This window comes from Martinezella lusitana (assembly GCF_014207095.1).
Classification (GTDB): Bacteria; Pseudomonadota; Alphaproteobacteria; order Rhizobiales; family Rhizobiaceae; genus Rhizobium; species Rhizobium lusitanum_B.
Genome location: NZ_JACHBG010000028.1, coordinates 40,519 through 56,669 on the forward strand (window position 1 = coordinate 40,519; position 16,151 = coordinate 56,669).

The following is a 16,151-nucleotide window of genomic DNA, read 5'->3' on the forward strand; positions in this document are numbered from 1 at the left end:
CATGGTACAATCGCTGAAACTCGGTGGCGCTACCAACGAGGAGGCGCAGTCCGGCATGCGCCGGATCAACCGCCTGCCGATCATCATCGTCATCGTGCTGCTGGTCGCCTTCCTCGGCGTCATCTTTTACGGCCTGACCTCGCGCGGAATGTTCTTCAGCAAAGACGCGGGGCTGGAGACCAACACGGGCACCCCGGCTTCCACCTTCGCCGATCAGATCAAGCGTGGCGTCACCGATGGAATTATCGGCGATCCCGAAAGCCAGGTGACCTATCAGCCAACGCCGGTAGAGAAAAAGGAAGAGCGGGTCACAAACCCGTTTCCGACACATCGGACGGCAATTGAAGAGCAAAAGTCGGAGCTGGAACCCGAGGCTGTCTGGCGGGCACGGCTTCATCGTGAAAACCAGGAGCAGTATTTGCGCGAGCAGCAACGCCAGCGTATGGCGCGGCTGCAGGCCAGCGACGCGGCCTATGACGCGCCGCTGGTCATCGATCGCAGCAAACTGGAGGCGGCCGCGAAAACCGACGATCAGCGCTCGGCCAACACGGACACCGGGTCGTCGACACGATCATCCATGCCCGACCTCTATGCCGCGGCCCTGAAGAACGGTCTGCTTGGTCAAAATGTCGATCAGAACGGACAAACCTCGAAGGAGGAATTCTTCAACAGCGACTTGAAAGAGCTTGGCTATCTCCCAAACCCGGTCGTACCGCCGCAATCACGCTTCGAGCTCAAGCGCGGCTCTGTCATTCCGGCGACCCTTATCACCGGGATCAATTCCGATCTTCCCGGACGGATCACGGCGCAGGTCAGCCAGAACGTCTATGACAGCGCCACCGGGCATCTCTTGCTGATCCCGCAGGGCGCAAAACTGTTCGGGCGCTATGACAGCAAAGTATCTTTCGGCCAGAGCCGCGTTCTTGTCGTCTGGACGGACCTTATCTTCCCTGATGGATCCACGCTGCAGATCGGCGGCATGGTTGGCACGGATACGCAGGGCTATGGCGGGTTCAACGACAAGATCAACAATCACTACTGGCGGACATTCGGCTCGGCGGCGCTGATCGCGTTGATCGGGACGGGGATCGATGCGGCAATCCCGGAGAGCGCGACACTTGCAACGCGAGAGACGGCTTCAGATGCGGCGCGGCGGAATTTCGCGGAAAGCTTCGGCCGTGTTACCGAGCAAACGATCAGCCGAAACCTCAATGTGCAACCGACGCTGGAGATTCGGCCGGGCTATAAGTTCAATGTACTGGTCGATCAGGATGTTGTGTTTCCACGAGCTTACCGGAATTGACCCCTTCAGCGCTATTGGCGAAGCATCAGCCTGATCAATAAAAGCCTCTGTCCAGCAATTTTCCCTTCATTATAGCTTAGAGACACTGGCGAGATCAGTCTCGCCCTACTTCGAACTGCACAATCCGAGCGAGCCAGATGATTATTGAGTGATCCGCATCGAAACGATCAAAACTGATGACGACTGTCCGCTCGAGAAGCGTTTCCGGCCATCCGATCCGCAGGCCGCTGTAACGAACCATCGTCCCCTTTGGCCCGACCGGCGGCTTTATCAAAACAAGCTGTCGGTCAGTTGAGAGCGCTGGAATGCTTTCCGCAGATACGGATTGGCCCCTTCAATGTATCAATACCGTACGCTGCAGCGCGGACCGTCGTCGGGTTCGTCCCCTCGTCACGTCCGCCCATCTCGCTGATCAGCGTAGCACCGAGATCGCGGGTGAAACTGATAATCAAGTTTTGCCTTTTCCGGAGAATATCTGTTCACGGGTTGCTGGATGAGCCTTACTAATAGCCCGAACGGCTTCCCGCGCCATTCGTTAGGCGTCACACGCTGAGGCAAAGATATTTTACCTCGACATAATCCTCGATGCCGTATTTTGAACCTTCGCGGCCCTGGCCGGACTGCTTGATGCCGCCGAACGGGGCGACTTCAGTGGAGATCAGCCCGGTATTGATACCGACCATGCCGTATTCCAACGCTTCTGCTACACGGAAGATCTTTGCCATATCCTTTGAGTAGAAGTAGGACGCCAGACCGAACTCGGTGTTGTTGGCCATTTCGATTACGTCTTCTTCTGTATCGAACTTGAAGAGCGGCGCCACCGGACCGAAGGTCTCCTCGCGCGCAACCTTCATTTCCATCGTGACGCCGGTCAGGACAGTCGGCTGGAAAAACAGACCGCCCCTTGCGTCTGGCTTCCCGCCAACAGCCACCTTGGCGCCCTTTTCAAGTGCGTCAGCGATATGCTCAGTGACCTTCGCCACGGCGGCCTCCGTGATCAGCGGGCCCGCGCTTACACCAGGCTCGAAGCCATCGCCGATCTTCATTATACCGACTTTGGCGGCGAGTTTTTCGGAAAAGGCGTCATAGACGCCAGACTGGACATACAGGCGGTTAGCGCACACACAAGTCTGACCGTTGTTTCGATATTTCGAAATCATCGCGCCTTCAACCGCCGCATCGAGATCGGCGTCCTCGAAGACAATGAAGGGCGCGTTTCCACCAAGCTCGAGACCCAGCTTCATGATCTGCTCTGCGCCTTGGCGCATCAGGATCTTCCCGACTCCGGTCGAGCCTGTGAACGTGAGCTTGCGGACTTTCTCGTTCTCGGTGAACTCCCTGCCGACCGACGGCGAATCGTTCGAAAGGATGACGCTGAAAATGCCGTCCGGAACGCCTGCCCTTTGGGCAAGAAGGGCGAACGACAGCGCCGAAAGAGGCGTCTCGGCAGCCGGTTTTGAGACTATGGCGCAGCCCGCAGCCACAGCCGGTGCAAATTTACGGGCCAGCATGGCATTTGGGAAATTCCACGGCGTTATTGCCGCCACGACCCCAACTGGCTGCTTGATGACAATAATGCGCTTATCCTGCAGATGACCGGGAATAGTGTCGCCGTAGACCCTCTTGGCCTCCTCACCGAACCACTCGACATAAGACGCTCCGTAGAGCACCTCGCCTTTCGCTTCAGCCAATGGCTTGCCCATTTCGATCGTCAGGATCGCGGCGAGATCGTCTGCATTTGCGACAATCAGGTCATAGAGCTTGCGAAGTATACCGGCCCGCTCCTTGCCTGTCCTCCGGGCCCAGTCCTTTTGGGCCCTGTAGGCCGCATTGATGGCGCGAAACGCCTCTGCACGATTCATATCCGGTAGCGTGGCAATCACCTCGCCATTGGAAGGGTTGACGACCTCAAAGGTCTGGCCGGTATCGCTCCTGGCGACCCACTCACCAGCGATGAGCGCCTTGTCGATGACGAGGGACGGATCCTTCAGCTTGGCAAACAGCGTCTGGGAAATGGTCATAGAAGAGTAGCCTCTCTGGCATATTCGCGGAGCATTTCTTCAAAAAAATATCGAGTGCTTCCGCAAAACAAATTGTCTGGGGTTGTGATCTGGCGCGGAACCGAACGGCATCGGTGAGGACGCCACTGGTCAATGCCGGCTTCTGAAATTCGCGGGGTCGTCCTGTAGGCTTGCATGCCTGATCCGAGGCAATGAGCGAAACACCGTCACTTTGCCTGCTGCCTGCCGTACCGTCCCAGAAGCGTCTTCAGCTCATCGTGCGGCAGGCCGAACAAGGTGTAGCCGTCCGCGCCCGTCATCGTGCGGGCGGCGACCAGAGCGTTGACGATCGCTTCCTCCGTAGCTTCCACCGTTGCCTGGAAGACGGGATCGAGTTGTCCCGTGGCAACCATCGGGCCTTCCTTCAGTTGCTCGTCGGGCGCATCGTTCGCGGCGGAGGTCGTGGAGAAGGATACGACCAGGTCGCCGGACCCATTGCCGGAAAAAGACCCGAGGCGGCCGATACCAAGCGACGCGCGTCGCGCGACACGATTCAAAACCATCGAACTCAACGGCACATCGGTCGCCACAACGACGATGATCGACCCGTCGTCAGGAACGGGCTTCCCGCCGGTGCCATCGACCTGGCATTCCGGCTCCTTTTTCTGGGCTGATTGGACCGGCGCGTAGCAGGGCAGCCACTTTGCGTTCAGTTCATGGCCGACCGGAACCCCTGAAATGCGCAGGACGTCGCGCGCGCCCGTGTTGCATTGGACTAACACCCCCACAACGTAGGGCGTCTTGCCGATAGAAATCGTGCGTGACGCTGTTCCGATACCGCCCTTGAAGCCGAAGCAGCGCATGCCGGTGCCCCCGCCCACATTGCCTTCGGCGACGGGACCGCCCTTCGCCTGTTCGATCGCCACCATCGCGTGCTCTGGCGTGACATGAAAGCCCTGAATGTCATTGATGCCGCCATCCCACGTCTCGGCAACAACAGGCGTCGACGCCTCGCCGAATTTCTCCGCGGTCCAGCGCTGTATCCCGGCATAGACCTGTCCAATGGCATTGGTGTTCGAGATTCCTACGGGGCCATAAACAAGGCCGAGGTCCTGGAGATAGGATTGGCCAGTCATCTCACCGTAGCCATTCAGGTTGAAGAAACCACCATTCACCGGTTTCGAGCTGGCATGCCCTCTTGGCAGCACAGCCGTCACGCCCGTCCGAACCGGACCTTGCCCCACCTGAGTCCGCCCGTCCCCCTCGATCAAGGTAACGTGGCCGACCTCGACGCCAGGCACGTCGGTAATTGCGTTGAATTTGCCCGGTGTCCCTTCGAATTCGACGCCTAGGTCGCGGGCACGGTCATTGGCCAACGCCATGGCGCTCGTCAGCGACGCCGCAAGCACGCCCGTAGTGAATATTTTAAGCACGCCAAACCTCCCAAAGCTGTGTGTTCGGCCAACTTATCGCTGCTGAAAGAGAGACAAATAGCGACAGGCTGGACATCGCATCGGATTGATCGATGTGACGGGACAGGTGTCCCCTGAAAGTAGGTTTTCTCTGGCGAGGCGCTCATCGCATGGGTTCGACACGGTACGCAGCGGTTGGCTGGGACGGTAGCTCGCCCAGTACCGTGTGAAAGGGACCCAAATCACCTGCGCGCGTTTATTTTGACTTTACGCGCTCCAAGTGGGTCGCCCCGAACGAATTGGATACATCGAAAATTGCGATGTTTCTGCAGCACGTTGCGGATTTAACATTTTATAAGCGCAGGGACTAATCAACTCCATGTGGTTGGTGATGGGAGGCATACTGCATGGAGTTATTAGGTTTTGGTGCAGGTGGCTGGGGCTGGTCGTTCCTCAGTGGACTGCTCGTCACTGTCGAAGTGGCGATACTCGCCTTACCGCTGGGTCTGTTTTTCGGTCTCATGATCGCATTGGGTAGACGGAGCAAATCGCGCCTCGTCAGGGCCGCATCGGTTGGCTATGCGAATGCATTCCAGGCGATACCAGAATTGCTGACTATCTTTGCGATATACCACGGTTGTTCGCAGCTGATTCAATTCCTGATGTCGGAACTCAATATTCAGACGTCCTGGACAGTTCCTGGCGTTGCGGCCGGATCTTTTGCTCTCAGTCTGGTGTTCGCTGCGTATTCAAGCGAGATATGGTTGGGTGCTCTGGCGGGCATCGGGCGTGGCCAGTACGAGGCGGCAATATCCCTTGGACTTCCGGGCATCGCATCCCTGCGAATTGTAATATTGCCCCAAGCATTTCGTCTTGCTCTTCCTGGACTCGGAAATCTCTGGATCATCCTCCTCAAAGATACCGCGCTTGTCTCGCTGATATCTGTCTCCGATTTTATGAGAGAAGTGAACCTGGCGGTTGCGGCAACCCATAGATACTTTGTGCTCTATCTGTTTGCCTGCCTCGGTTACATCCTCCTGACAAAAATATCGGAGTTTGCTCTCGAACGATTGAGCCTCAGAACGAGCCGTCACCTTGTGAGGACGGTATAATGGACACTTCGCTTGTTATCGAGAACGCCGCTCGCCTCTACGATGGGTTCAAGCTAACGCTTGCGTTGGTAGGGTTGTCGGCCATATGCGCCGCAATTTTAACCGTGCCGTTGGTTTTGGGATTGCGTTCGAATGCTTGGGCGCCACGGGCTGTTTCCCAAACCTATCTCACCTTCTTTCGCGGTTCTCCGCTCCTGGCTCAACTTTTCCTGCTCTACTACGGGAGCGGTCAATTTCGACCCCTATTAGAAGACCTCGGCGTCTGGTGGCTTTTCCGCGACGCCTTCTTCTGCAGCGTTCTCGCTTTTGCCCTTAATTCGGCAGCCTATACAGCCGCATTGGTGAAAGGAGCAATCGACGGCCTGCCTGAGGGGCAATGGGAGGCCGCTACCGCCCTTGGGCTTGGCTGGTTCACTACGCTTCGAAAAGTAATCATGCCGCAAGCCATTCGGCGAGCCCTGCCGGGATATGGAAACGAGATCGTTCTCTTGATCAAGGCAAGCTCCATTACAATGGCTGTAACTCTCTATGAATTACTAGGAGTTGTCAAAGTTATATACTCACGAACATTTGACATCGGAATCTATATTTGGGCAGCGGTTATATATATTTGTATTGTATCCGCCATCAGACTCGCCTTCAGGGCAATAGAGCAATCCTTTTTTCGATGGTGATCGATCTCATCCAGAAGCCTAAGTCGATGATGTCAAAACTTGGCCTGAGTGAGCAATATCGGGAAGCAATAAGCGGGCGGCATGACGCGACCGCAGGTGAAGCAATGTTAAATGGGAGGACCAAATGAAACGGGTAATTCACAATAAAGTGCTGCTTGCAGCGACAATGCTATCGCTCAGTGTAGCTTCTGCAATGGCTGAGGAGCGTCTACTCAGAATTGGAACCGACGGTCTCTATCCGCCCTTCAGTGTCGTCGACAACTCGGGCAAGGTGACCGGCCTCGACATCGAAATCGGCAACGCAATCTGCGCCAAGCTCGACGCAAAGTGCGAATGGACGGCGCAAGACTTCGAAGGGCTAATCCCGGCCATTCAGAACGGCCGTTACGACATGGTTATTGCATCACATTCGATCACGGATGAGCGCAAGAAGGCCGTGGACATGGTGAAGTACTACAACAATACAGCCAGCTTCCTTGTGCCGAAGAGCAGCGATGGATCTGACCTGTCACCGGAAGCGTTTACAGGAAAATCGGTGGGAGCCCAGACAGGAACCGTCCATGCTTCGTATCTCGAGCAAAAATTTTCAGGTTCGACGCTGAAATTCTATCCCTCCCAGATTGAAGCCTACGCCGATCTCAGCTCGGGTCGGATTGATGCCGTGATGGGCGACACCCCGACTCTCTATACGTGGGTGCAAAGCGAGGGCAAGGACTGCTGCAAGATATCAGAGACCAAGATTACGGACCCGGCAGTTGGAGATGGGGCCGGCATCGTCATCAAGAAAGGCAATGAACCGTTGCGTTCGGACGTTCAGAAGGCCGTCGATCTGATGTGGTCAAATGGTGAGTTTGATGCGATTTGGGCCAAATACTTCCCGTTCCGCATCGGAAACGATAAGTAAGCGGGGTGCTCGCGCCATGAACGGTTCATCTCAAACGGTGCCCCCTGATGCCGACTCGCGGCGCGAGGCAGTACCGGGAAACTACGCAGAAAGGCCCACCTTTGATCCGGGGGGGGGGCCGATCCGGATCTGGTTGTACGCAGACCGGATTTCATACCGACCAGGCGACCCCATTCAGATCTCGGTCAACACCAACGCCCAACGCTATTCGCTCGAAATATACCGGGACAGCGCAAATCGTAAGCTGGAGTTTCGCCGGACCGGTCTTCCACGAACTTGGTCTGCCACAAACGTGAATTGTTCGGAGGTGGGCTGCGACTGGCCAGTCTCGGTAGTCGTATCCGATACCGAACGCTGGCGTTCCGGCGGGTTCGTTATAAGGGCTTTCGTTGCGTCCGATAGTGATGGCGTTGTCGCCGAGAGCGAGCACGTCGTCATTATCGGGCCAACTCGCAATCGCGGATGACCGGGAATAATGACGGGCTCTGGTAACGGCCACAGCCACATAGACTGCCTATAATGTTTGGGGCGGCTCCAATCATTATCAGGGCCTTTCCGGGCCCAATGGAAATGATTCCACGCCGCGTCTTAGCGCCCAGCGACCCTACGCACGCGGTTTCATTGCAACGCCCAGATCGCGGACTCGCTCCTTGGCCGCCGCCATGCCGCTTAACAACGATGCCGCAAGGAGAACCGGAATGAATATCTTTAGCCCGCCAATTCGGCTGACCTTGTCACTCCTGAGATCAAGATAACAGCGACCCTATAGTATTGCATCGGACTGGTCGATGTAACACGATAGGGTTCCTCTGCAGTGTGGCTCTTCTCTGACCGCGCGTCCACTCACGTGGGATGGAGGCTTGCCCGATAGTACATTGCGGATAGTCAGTTCGCCGGCAGGCGCCCGCGAAGCGGCTCATTCGAGAAATTTCATCTCCGATTGCGCTTCAACACCCTCAGTCCTTTGGAGGAGCATCCTCCGCAAACCGTCCTGGCAAATGCTGTGTCAGCGGCTTCGTTCAATCCGTCTCAAATTTGTTGCTAAAGCGAGGCCAGTACCATCGGCACTGCGGGGCTTCGTCAAATTCGGCGTGCGGGTCCGTTGTCGATGCGACGCCGGCGTTTGGTGGTCGCGTACCTTCTCATATCCGTCGGCTCCGAGCCATATGGGTATGCCCGCTTGAATAGGCGGGGCCTTTGGAACGGATCGATACATCTACATTCACGATGTATGCACAGGATACTTCGGATTTAACATTCTCGCAGAATTGCACTCACTAATGCAGTCAGAGGGTGTCCCCCATATTGAAAAATACTGTGAGGAAAAAATGAAGTTATCTGCGCCACTACGACCATTTCTCGACTGGTCCGTGAATACCGAATGGGAGCGATGGACGGAGGTTGCCGTGTCGTTGCTGGGTATTCCCTATAGCGAGCACTATTCAGGCGAACCGCGGCCCAACGACCAGGCTTGGGCGCCTGAAGCGATCCGTGGTCAGTCTGGGAAAATTTGTGACGGACCTCACACCTGGGACTTTGACATTGGTGGCCCGCTCGAATCGTTTCTACCCAACGGTGGAAGGGATTGCGGGAATCTCAACCCGACCACGCAGTCATTCGATGAATACTTTTCTGCGGCAGTAGAGATCCTGAAGCGACAGTTTGCGTCATCAAAGTTCAGCGGAATTTTGGGAGGAGATCACGGCGTTACTGTTCCGGTGGTTCACGCCTTGGAAGCTATCGGGCAACCTGTGCACCTCGTTCAAATCGACGCCCATATGGATTGGCGGGACGAGAACCGGGGCGTGCGTCGAGGATATTCCAGCCCGATGCGACGAGCATCGGAACTGCCCTGGATCAGTGGAATTACCCAAATTGGTATTCGAGGAACTGGAACCATTGGCGCCATGGAGGTCGAAGCCGCACAGGATTATGGTGCAAAAATCATTACGGCCAGGGAAGTTCACGAAGGGGGGGTGGCCCCCATTCTTCAGCATCTCGACGGTAAGGGTCCATTCTACCTTACCGTTGACGCAGACGGATTGGACCCGTCGGTCATGCCTGCGGTTATCACCCCTTTGCCAGGTGGTCTTCGCTTCGACCAGGTTCTACCGATAGTACGCGCGTTGGCCAAGGCGCAGCTGGTCGGAATGGACGTGGTTGAAGTCGCGCCTGGGGTGGATCTCCCCAATCAGATTACTAGCATCACAGCAGGCCGCCTGATGGTGATTGCCATGGTTGCTGCAGTTCAGGCCAAGCAATAGCGAGTACTTTCAGGAGCGCCCATAAGAATAGTGACAAAGCTGTGTTACGTCGGTATCACCTATCTTCTGGATAAGTCTATCAACTTCCCACAGCTTGGCGAATTCGGGCGGCGCTCCTTTTGAAGGGGCCTAATTCGCTATGCTGGATATACCAAGTATTCGAGACATCGAGACTGCCAGGCTTGCGTTGTCGTGGTGATGCGCTTGTGGGGTGCGACGCAGGGAGGGCGTAGCCCCACCGGAGTTGCAGTGAAGGGAGCGATCGACCCGCTACCTCGGAGGCAATGTCAGGTTCGCTTTCAGGTTGTTGGAGCAATCATTTTTTCGATGGTGATCACTTCGACGGCGAACCCGAGGCCGATGGCAATGGGAACGGCACCTGGTCTGAGTGAACAACATAGACGAGCAATCAGTGGGCGGCGTGACGCGGCCCGGATCAGAAGCAAGTAGGCAAACTGGGAGAAACCAAAATGAAACTGGTAAATCGTTACAATGTGCTGCTCGCAACGGGACTGCTATCGCTCAGTGTCGCTTCGGCAATGGCTGAGCAGCGTACGCTCAAGATTGGAACCGACGGCCTTTATCCGCCCTTCAGTGTCGTCGACAACTCGGGCAAGGTGAGCGGCCTCGACATCGAAATCGGGAACGCAATCTGCGCCAAGCTCGACGCAAAGTGCGAATGGACGGCGCAAGACTTTGAAGGCTTGATACCCGCCGTGCAGAACGGGCGCTACGACCTGGTTCTCGCCTCGCACTCGATAACGGCCGAACGAAAGAAGGCCGTGGACATGATCAAGTACTACAACTACACCACGAGCTTCTTGGTGCCGAAGGATAGCGACGGATCTGAGCTGACACCGGCCGCGTTCAAAGGAAAATCACTTGGGGGCCAGACAGGAACCGTCTTTGCCTCCTATCTCGAGAAGAATTTTTCAGGTTCGACGTTGAAATTCTATCCCTCCCAGATTGAAGCTTACGCCGATCTCAGCGCCGGTCGCATCGATGCTGTAATGGGAGATACCCTCACTCTCTATACTTGGGTACAAGGCGAAGGAAAGGATTGCTGCAAAATCTCGGAAGCCAAGATTTCGGACCCATCCATTGGAGATGGCGCCGGGATAGTCATCAAGAAAGGCAATGAGCCTTTGCATTCGGAGGTGCAGAAGGCCGTCGATCTGATGTGGTCAAATGGTGAGTTTGACGCGATTTGGGCCAAATACTTCCCGTTCCCCATCGGAAACGATAAGTAAGCGGGGTGCTCGCACCATGAACGGTTCATCTCAAACTATGCCCTCTGATGCCGACTGGCGGCACGAGGCCGTGCAGGGAAACTACGCAGAAAGGCCCCCCTCCGATCCGGGGGGGCCGATCCGGATCTGGTTGTATGCAGACCGGATTTCATATCGACCGGGCGATCCTATCCGGATCTCGGTTAACACGAACGCACAACGCTATTCGCTCGAAGTATACCGCGACGGCGCCCATCGTCAGGCGATGTTCCGCCGTGAGGGAATCCCGGGCACCTGGTCTGACACAAACATCAATTGTTCAGAGCTGGGCTGCAACTGGCCGGTTTCAGTAATCGTATCCGAGACAGAAAGCTGGCGTTCCGGCGGGTTCGTTATAAGGGCCTTCGTTCCATCTGATGATGGTGGCGTTACCGCCGAAAGCGAGCATGTCGTCATCATCGGGCCGGGTCATCAAACGCGGACGACGGAGATCAACGACAGACTGCTTCTCGTAGCGGCAACAGCCACATGGACCGCATACAATGATTGGGGCGGCTCTAATCATTACCAAGGCCTCTCCGGGCCTGATGGGAATGAATTCTCCCCGCGTCTCAGCGTTCAGCGACCCTATGCGCGAGGTTTCGTCAGCCTTCCCGACGAGGCTCCCCGCGCCGTGCTGCTGGATCAGCCGGGCATTCTGGCAGAACCGGAATACCCGCACATGGAGTGGGCCTATCGTAATGGCTACAGCAAAAAATATGTCTCCGCGGGATGGGCGAGTTTCGAACGCCAATTTGTCATTTGGGCCGAAAAAGCGGGCTATCAGGTCGACGTCATATCTCAAACCGATCTGCATGAGGATCCAACCATCCTGTCTGGCTACCGATGCGTAGCAACGGTCGGCCATGACGAGTACTGGTCCTGGGAAATGCGCGACGCGGTCGATGCTTATGTTGAATGTGGCGGCCGCATTGCCAGGTTCGCCGGAAACTTCATGTGGCAGATCCGACTGGAGGACGGTGGAAATACGCAGGTTTGCTACAAATACACAGCTCGTGAGCGAGACCCGTTTATGAACACAGGGCCAAGGCATCTTGTAACGGAGTCATGGGAGGCTGGTGAGATAGGGCGACCGGGTGCTTCAACGTTTGGCCTGAACGCAACGCAAGGCATGTATGCGAGTTGGTCCGGCTGTTCACCCCGGGGCGCCAAAGGCTTCCCGCTGTATCGTCCGGATCATTGGGCATTCGCGCGCACTGGCCTTTACTACGGAGACATCATCGGCAGCCAAAGCGGCGTGTTCGGCTATGAGGTCGACGGGATCGGCTATGAAATCCGTGGCGGCTTACCCTTCGTTGCTCCGGGAGCGCGCGCACCAGACGGTATGGAAATACTGGCTCTGGGTCTCTCATCAACCATCGAGGAGGGTGAATCGATCAAGCCGGGCCACACGTTCTTAGGCCGGGAAGACGCGGAGTATGTGGCTGCGGTTCTGACCGGGTCTGCTGATCAGGCGAGCATCGAGAAGACAAAACGGGGATGCGGAGCGATCGTCCACTTTCTGCGCGGAAAGGGCGAGGTCTTCCATGCCGGAAGCTCGGACTGGATCATGGGGCTGGTTCGTGATGACCACATTGTTATCCAGATCACCAAGAACGTACTCGATCGGTTTCTAGGCTCGTAGCGGCCTGACTCCACTGGAAAAAGCTGACCAAGTCCTCCGGTCGAATCCTGTCCGGTCTGCGACGAGGGCACACATGCCACCAGCATACACTTGGCCCGGCAACGCCAGCCATATCACTAACTCCGGACCCGAAGACCATGATTCCCCACAAAACTATTCTCGTAGTCGGCGCAACCGGCAAACAAGGCGGAGCCGTACTGAAGCATCTGCTCCAACGAGGAGCCCGAGTACGTGCCTTGATACGCGATCCCTCGAATCCGAAAGCGAAGGCACTCGCCGCCCAACATGTAGAGATCGTCAAGGGTGACCTCGACGATCACGAATCGATATCGCATGCCCTCAGCGGAGTCGGCGCCGTCTTTGGCGTACAAGACCCGTGGGCTAATGGCGTAGATGCAGAAGTTCGCCAGGGCATAATGCTGGGCGATCTGGCCAAGGCTGCCGGTGTCCGGCGTTTTGTACAGGCCTCCGTAGCGGCCGGAGATGTCTCGACAGGTCTTGAACATTTCGAGAGCAAGGGGATCATCGAGCGGCACCTGCAGTCGATCGGCCTTGACGTGACAGCTGTCAGGCCGGTGATGTTTATGGATTCGGTGCTGCAAAGCTCAGAGCCGCGCGCCCACTATATTCTTGAGTTGCTGCGCCACGGTTTGCGTGGCAGACCGGTCCAATTGATCGCAGTAGACGATATCGGACGCGTCGCCGCAGAGGCTCTCACTGAAGATCGCCCAGATAAGTCGGGACTGCGGGGCATTGAGCTGGCAGGCGACGAACTGACCTACAAGCAAATCATCGAGACTTTTGTGCTTGTAACATTGCGCCAACCAAATGTGGCGTACCTCCCCACGATCGCCATTCATCTACTAGCGCGCAAGCCTTATTCCAGTTACCGCTGGATGGGCAGGCACGGCTGGCATTACGACCTGAACGTCATGCGCGCCGAGCGGCCTTGGCTACGGACATTTGAGAGCTGGCTGCGCGCAAACGCGGACAGGTGACCGACGGGGTGAGAGCGGACACCGCGTTGGAGGCGGGGTCCATGCGCCAAGGCCGTCCGCTATTCGTCTTTCAGGAGAGAAGACTTGCCCGGATCCTTATGACCGAGCCCCTCGGGACCGCGATCGTTGAATAGAACAACCCCGTCGCGCAAAATCTGAACTGGCACGCTACCAAACCGGCGGCATCAGCGCGTAAGCTGCCACCAATTCGATGCGAGCGGCCTAAGCCGCCGCGCCTGATCGGCATTTTCTGTTTGGCCAGCAAGTTGTAGCAACCTCGCTCTGTCGAAATCAGATCGCAATAAGAGCGGTACACCTATCCCAGTATCTGGCCTGGCTGGCGCGCCCGGAGGCGCGCCAGCTCCACTCGCTATCGGCGGACCACGCCAGGCAGGACACAAAGCAGTTCAAACAAAAGGTTGGCAGCGGTAATCGCTGTTGTTCCCGCGGTGTCATAAGGGGGCGACACTTCAACGAGATCGGCGCCGACTATGTTCAATCCTTGGCATCCCCGAATAATTTCGAGGGCCTGGATGGTCGTAAGTCCACCGATTTCCGGCGTTCCCGTACCGGGGGCAATTCCAGGATCGAGACTGTCGATGTCGTAACTCACATAGACAGGACCTTCGCCCATCTGTTGGCGGACTTCGCTCATGAGAGAAACAAGGGACTTATGCCAGCAATCTTCGGCTGGAACGACGCGGAAGCCCTGCCCGCGCGGCCAGTCGAAATCTTCAGCAGCATAGCCGGACCCTCGCAGCCCTATCTGAACTACACGCTTGCAATCGAGCAGACCTTCTTCGACAGCGCGCCGGAACGGTGTTCCATGCGCAATGGCTTCGCCAAACTGATGCTCGTTGATGTCGGCGTGTGCGTCGATATGGATAAGCCCAACCGGGCCATATTTGCGCGCCATTGCTTGCAGGATTGGATAGGTGAGGGTGTGGTCTCCGCCAATGGAAAGCGGCCTGCAGTCGTATTTCAAGATGCCGTCGAAGAACTCCGAGATGATGCGCACCGACTTTTTGAGATCGTACGGGTTTGTGGGAACATCACCAATATCGGCGACTTGCAGACTGTCGAATGGCGCCGCCCCGGTTCCCATATTGTAAGGGCGGATCATTACCGATTCAGCACGAACCTGACGCGGACCGAAGCGTGTCCCGCTTCGGTTCGACGTGCCGATATCCATAGGCACGCCGACGAAGCAGGCGTCCAGCCCCTTGGCGTCCGGCACGTGAGGTAACCTCATCATCGTTGTAATACCCGCGAAGCGGGGCATTTCATTACCACCGAGCGGTTGGTTGAAGGTTGTCATAAGGCTTCTCCAGATCCTTGGTTTCAGTCGGCATGCGCGCAGTGGGCAAGCCGATAGTTCTCAAACCTCGAACGCCCACCACAGAGGATGTATGAGGAATTTATTGCTCCAGAAAAATAGTGGTTAGGACATATTGCATCGGATTGCTCGATGTAACATCCTTGATCCATAACCGGGGAGGTGAAATGCGCGTTCACGACTTTGATCTTAAGTTGCTCCGTACGTTCCGCGCGATCGTTGAGGCGGGCGGCGTAGTAGGGGCTCAGCTCACTTTAAACGTGTCACAATCGACACTTTCGACACAATTGGCCGATCTTGAGAAAAGACTCGGGTTTCGCGTCTGTTACCGAGGTCGCTCAGGGTTTGCGCTCACGACGGCCGGGCAGCAGATCTATGACGCCTGTCAGGATCTGTTCTCCGCAGCCGACAGGTTTCAGAACACCGCTGCCTCGATTTCGGGTGAGCTCAGGGGTGTATTGCGGCTAGGTATTGTGGACGCGATGATCACAAATCGTGCGTGGGACTTGTCCGCAATTATCGGCGAGTTCAACGACCGGGCCAAGAAGACCGTAATCGAAGTTTATACGGATTCACCCGGCAATATGGAGCGGCTGGTAATCGAAGGGGCACGAGACGTTACTATAGCCGGTGCTTTTACCCGCAAAACTACCGGCATTGTCTATATCCCTCTCTTCAATGAGCAGCATGCGCTCTTTTGTTCCAACGAGCATGTTTTAGCAGGCCGGGAAGCCGTCGAGATCGCCGAGCTTAAACGATACGCATTTGTCGCGCGTCGCTATCTACACCGATACGATCTTGAGCGCGTTGGGCATGTCAGTTCCGGCGCAGTCGTGGAGGAAATCGAATCCCAGGCGCTCTTGATACAATCGGGTCGCTTCATCGGCTATCTGCCTGTGCACTACGGTGAAACTATTCCGTCACTCACGAGGGTCACAACGAGGGAAAGCGTGGAATACTATTCTCCCTTTTATCTTCTCCATAAAAACAACGCAGAAGAAAATCTTCTTATCAGAAATTTCATAAATAGGGTGCGCGAAGCAAAAATTCTGAAATCCAAGGAATATCCGCAGTCTATACAGCCCCTTGAAAGCGTCATCAGGAAGAAAAGACGCTAGGAGATGCGACGGAGCATCAAAAACGAATTTCCCATGTGGGCGGCGAGGACGGTTTGGCGACTCGGCTGATAGGTTCGTCGGCTTGGGATTTCGCACTAAGCTGTGAGCCATCTCCAT

General features: G+C 56.2%; 13 protein-coding genes. 9 read left to right on the forward strand and 4 right to left on the reverse strand.

Translation table 11 applies throughout. The features are described from left to right. Position 1: 1 nt before the first annotated feature. Positions 2-1,303: an IncP-type conjugal transfer protein TrbI gene (trbI, locus tag GGD46_RS30150; RefSeq protein WP_184710715.1), complete on the forward strand. Its 1,302-nt coding sequence runs from the start codon at positions 2-4 to the stop codon at positions 1,301-1,303. Positions 1,304-1,590: 287 nt separating this feature from the next. Here trbI and GGD46_RS30155 read toward each other — a convergent pair whose 3' ends face one another. The 3 genes from GGD46_RS30155 to GGD46_RS30165 all read right to left on the reverse strand — a co-directional run bounded on the left by GGD46_RS30155 (position 1,591) and on the right by GGD46_RS30165 (position 4,736). Then, positions 1,591-1,755, reverse strand: a complete 165-nt coding sequence (locus tag GGD46_RS30155) for a hypothetical protein (protein ID WP_184710717.1) — start codon at positions 1,753-1,755, stop codon at positions 1,591-1,593. A 90-nt stretch (positions 1,756-1,845) separates the two neighbouring features. Further along, positions 1,846-3,324 carry an NAD-dependent succinate-semialdehyde dehydrogenase gene (locus tag GGD46_RS30160; RefSeq protein WP_184710719.1) on the reverse strand — a complete coding sequence of 493 codons (1,479 nt, stop codon included), beginning with the start codon at positions 3,322-3,324 and terminating at the stop codon, positions 1,846-1,848. A 206-nt stretch (positions 3,325-3,530) separates the two neighbouring features. After that, positions 3,531-4,736 carry a P1 family peptidase gene (locus GGD46_RS30165; RefSeq protein ID WP_313206343.1) on the reverse strand — a complete coding sequence of 402 codons (1,206 nt, stop codon included), beginning with the start codon at positions 4,734-4,736 and terminating at the stop codon, positions 3,531-3,533. A 386-nt stretch (positions 4,737-5,122) separates the two neighbouring features. On the opposite strand from GGD46_RS30165, the gene GGD46_RS30170 reads away from it, so the two are divergent. The 7 genes from GGD46_RS30170 (at position 5,123) to GGD46_RS30200 (ending at position 13,580) form a co-directional block, all read left to right on the forward strand. Next, positions 5,123-5,827: an ABC transporter permease gene (locus GGD46_RS30170; RefSeq protein WP_184710721.1), complete on the forward strand. Its 705-nt coding sequence runs from the start codon at positions 5,123-5,125 to the stop codon at positions 5,825-5,827. Next, positions 5,827-6,501 (forward strand): ABC transporter permease, encoded by a 675-nt coding sequence (locus GGD46_RS30175; RefSeq protein ID WP_184710723.1) that lies wholly within the window; start codon positions 5,827-5,829, stop codon positions 6,499-6,501. Before GGD46_RS30170 ends, GGD46_RS30175 begins: the two co-directional genes overlap by 1 nt. Positions 6,502-6,625: 124 nt before the next feature. Further along, the gene (locus GGD46_RS30180; protein WP_184710725.1) at positions 6,626-7,405 is read left to right on the forward strand and encodes a transporter substrate-binding domain-containing protein; all 780 of its coding nucleotides are present in this window, start codon (positions 6,626-6,628) and stop codon (positions 7,403-7,405) included. A 1,406-nt stretch (positions 7,406-8,811) separates the two neighbouring features. Next, positions 8,812-9,669: an arginase family protein gene (locus GGD46_RS30185; RefSeq protein ID WP_210325765.1), complete on the forward strand. Its 858-nt coding sequence runs from the start codon at positions 8,812-8,814 to the stop codon at positions 9,667-9,669. Positions 9,670-10,139: 470 nt separating this feature from the next. Beyond that, a complete protein-coding gene (locus tag GGD46_RS30190; RefSeq protein ID WP_184710729.1) occupies positions 10,140-10,919 on the forward strand; it encodes a transporter substrate-binding domain-containing protein in 780 nt (259 codons plus the stop codon). Positions 10,920-10,935: 16 nt separating this feature from the next. After that, complete coding sequence (locus GGD46_RS30195; RefSeq protein ID WP_184710731.1) at positions 10,936-12,582, forward strand: N,N-dimethylformamidase beta subunit family domain-containing protein; 1,647 nt, start codon at positions 10,936-10,938, stop codon at positions 12,580-12,582. 137 nt (positions 12,583-12,719) lie between these two features. Then, positions 12,720-13,580 carry an NmrA/HSCARG family protein gene (locus GGD46_RS30200; protein ID WP_184710733.1) on the forward strand — a complete coding sequence of 287 codons (861 nt, stop codon included), beginning with the start codon at positions 12,720-12,722 and terminating at the stop codon, positions 13,578-13,580. 370 nt (positions 13,581-13,950) lie between these two features. Here the strand turns inward: GGD46_RS30200 and speB are convergent, their stop codons facing one another. Beyond that, positions 13,951-14,898, reverse strand: coding sequence for an agmatinase (speB, locus tag GGD46_RS30205; protein WP_184710736.1), 948 nt, complete (start codon positions 14,896-14,898; stop codon positions 13,951-13,953). Positions 14,899-15,083: 185 nt separating this feature from the next. On the opposite strand from speB, the gene GGD46_RS30210 reads away from it, so the two are divergent. Next, positions 15,084-16,034, forward strand: a complete 951-nt coding sequence (locus GGD46_RS30210) for a LysR family transcriptional regulator (protein ID WP_184710737.1) — start codon at positions 15,084-15,086, stop codon at positions 16,032-16,034. The last annotated feature ends 117 nt before the right edge of the window (positions 16,035-16,151 follow it).

What these genes read in the sequence shown, in the direction of transcription:
- trbI (WP_184710715.1), top strand. Translation starts at nt 2, where the DNA reads ATGGTACAATCGCTGAAACTCGGTGGCGCTACCAACGAGGAGGCGCAG.
- GGD46_RS30160 (WP_184710719.1), bottom strand. Translation starts at nt 3,324, where the DNA reads ATGACCATTTCCCAGACGCTGTTTGCCAAGCTGAAGGATCCGTCCCTC.
- GGD46_RS30170 (WP_184710721.1), top strand. Translation starts at nt 5,123, where the DNA reads ATGGAGTTATTAGGTTTTGGTGCAGGTGGCTGGGGCTGGTCGTTCCTC.
- GGD46_RS30175 (WP_184710723.1), top strand. Translation starts at nt 5,827, where the DNA reads ATGGACACTTCGCTTGTTATCGAGAACGCCGCTCGCCTCTACGATGGG.
- GGD46_RS30180 (WP_184710725.1), top strand. Translation starts at nt 6,626, where the DNA reads ATGAAACGGGTAATTCACAATAAAGTGCTGCTTGCAGCGACAATGCTA.
- GGD46_RS30190 (WP_184710729.1), top strand. Translation starts at nt 10,140, where the DNA reads ATGAAACTGGTAAATCGTTACAATGTGCTGCTCGCAACGGGACTGCTA.
- GGD46_RS30195 (WP_184710731.1), top strand. Translation starts at nt 10,936, where the DNA reads ATGAACGGTTCATCTCAAACTATGCCCTCTGATGCCGACTGGCGGCAC.
- GGD46_RS30200 (WP_184710733.1), top strand. Translation starts at nt 12,720, where the DNA reads ATGATTCCCCACAAAACTATTCTCGTAGTCGGCGCAACCGGCAAACAA.
- speB (WP_184710736.1), bottom strand. Translation starts at nt 14,898, where the DNA reads ATGACAACCTTCAACCAACCGCTCGGTGGTAATGAAATGCCCCGCTTC.
- GGD46_RS30210 (WP_184710737.1), top strand. Translation starts at nt 15,084, where the DNA reads ATGCGCGTTCACGACTTTGATCTTAAGTTGCTCCGTACGTTCCGCGCG.